The organism is uncultured Nostoc sp. (genome assembly GCF_964245575.1).
GTDB lineage: Bacteria > Cyanobacteriota > Cyanobacteriia > Cyanobacteriales > Nostocaceae > Nostoc.
Window position 1 is genome coordinate 4,094 of record NZ_CAXTNP010000388.1, and the last position, 1,658, is coordinate 5,751.

Genomic DNA, 1,658 nt, shown 5'->3' on the forward strand with positions numbered 1-1,658 from the left:
GAATGCGATCGCTTGCATTATGAATGCAACGGCCGCCTTGTGAATGCGATCGCTTGCATTGTGAATGCGATCGCTTGCATTATGAATGCAACGGTCGCCTTGTGAATGCGATCGCTTGCATTGTGAATGCATCGGCTTGCATTGTTAATGCGACAACTGCCTTGTTAATTGAGATGGAAGCTGGATTTACGCAATAATTCTCTAAAACTCTTATTCCTTCCTGTACTTTGCAATGGCAGTCGCTACAATAAGCAAAGTCCAAGTCAAAACAAGACTTATGACCTACACCTCGCCCAAACTACTTACCTTCGAGGAATTTATAACCCAATATGGGGACAATACACGCTACGAATTAATCGATGGACAACTAAGAGACATGGAACCTACAGGGCCACATGAAGCTGTTGCAGGTAGTATTGCTGGTAGAATCTATGTCGAAATTTTTAATTCTAATTTCAATTGGCTAATTCCAAAAACTTGTTTGATTAAACCACCTGCTGCTGAAGCCACAGCGCTGCGTCCTGATGTAATTGTTTTAGATAAAGCAGAACTTAATAAAGAACCGCTCTGGCAAAAAGAACCGATTATTTGTAACGGTAGTACAATCAAACTTGTTGCTGAAGTTGTGAGTACTAACTGGCAAGATGATTATGCCAGGAAAGTAGAAGAATACGCTTTTCTTAATATCCCAGAATATTGGATTGTAGACTTTCGTGGCTTAGGTGGTTTGCAATTTATTGGCAATCCCAAACAACCCACATTCACTGTTTGTCAGTTAGTTAACGGTGTGTACCAGCAACAACAATATCGGTTAGGAGATACTATTTACTCTTATCTCTTGCCGAATTTACAACTTAAACTTGATAACATTATGCACATTTGACGATCGCCACAGTATGAAAAAGCAAGTGGTTGAAGTAATGATTGCTGATTTGCGGCTTTTTTCTAAGCTAGAATACCAAAGTTGCGTTTAGACACATCCCACAACTCAATTGCCTTCATAGCAGTTATTTTTATGAATTACTACGTAATCTACGACGGAAATTGTAATCTCTGCGTTAGCCTAGTGCAATTGCTAGAAACCTTAGACCAAGGAAAGCTGTTTCGCTACAGTCCTATGCAAGATGAGCAAACACTTTTACGGTGGGGAATTACAGCCCAAGATTGTGAACAGGGGATGATTTTAATTGATGCTAATGAACCTCAAAGACGTTGGCAAGGTAGTAATGCAGCAGAAGAAATTGGGCGGTTATTGCCAGTCGGAAGTATATTTGTAGACACTTATCGAGCCTTACCGGGGATGAAATGGGCAGGCGATCGCTTTTACGAACAAATCCGCGATAATCGCTACACCATATTTGGAAAGCGTTCTAATACTTATGAATCGGCATACTGTGTGGATGGTAGCTGCAAGCCGTAGGTAGTACAGGTGAGGGTATTGCCAGTCTGAGGCAGGAAGCAGTTCTTGCTGGCTTCGCTGTGAGCCTCAGCCGAACCGGAGCAGGGAAATGTATTGGCTTTGAGACAAATACGCATTATTTCTCGTCCCACTTTCCGCTCAAAATAAATATTTTTACCTTGAGCATAAATACATTTATTAGCTCGTAACCCCTGACTGGTAGTGAATTCCAGCATCTTTCTCCCCCAGCCCCCAGCCC

At 41.9% G+C, this 1,658-nt stretch carries 3 protein-coding genes; 2 read left to right on the forward strand and 1 reads right to left on the reverse strand.

What is annotated here, in order from left to right:
• The first annotated feature begins 277 nt into the window (after nucleotides 1–277).
• Nucleotides 278–883 carry a Uma2 family endonuclease gene (locus tag ACFFAP_RS35115; protein WP_375515540.1) on the forward strand — a complete coding sequence of 202 codons (606 nt, stop codon included), beginning with the start codon at nucleotides 278–280 and terminating at the stop codon, nucleotides 881–883.
• Nucleotides 884–1,015: 132 nt separating this feature from the next.
• The gene (locus tag ACFFAP_RS35120) at nucleotides 1,016–1,420 is read left to right on the forward strand and encodes a thiol-disulfide oxidoreductase DCC family protein (RefSeq protein ID WP_375515541.1); all 405 of its coding nucleotides are present in this window, start codon (nucleotides 1,016–1,018) and stop codon (nucleotides 1,418–1,420) included.
• Here ACFFAP_RS35120 and ACFFAP_RS35125 read toward each other — a convergent pair.
• A partial coding sequence (locus tag ACFFAP_RS35125) for a hypothetical protein (RefSeq protein ID WP_375515542.1) occupies nucleotides 1,378–1,658 on the reverse strand: 281 nt, incomplete at its 5' end. The genes ACFFAP_RS35120 and ACFFAP_RS35125 overlap by 43 nt on opposite strands.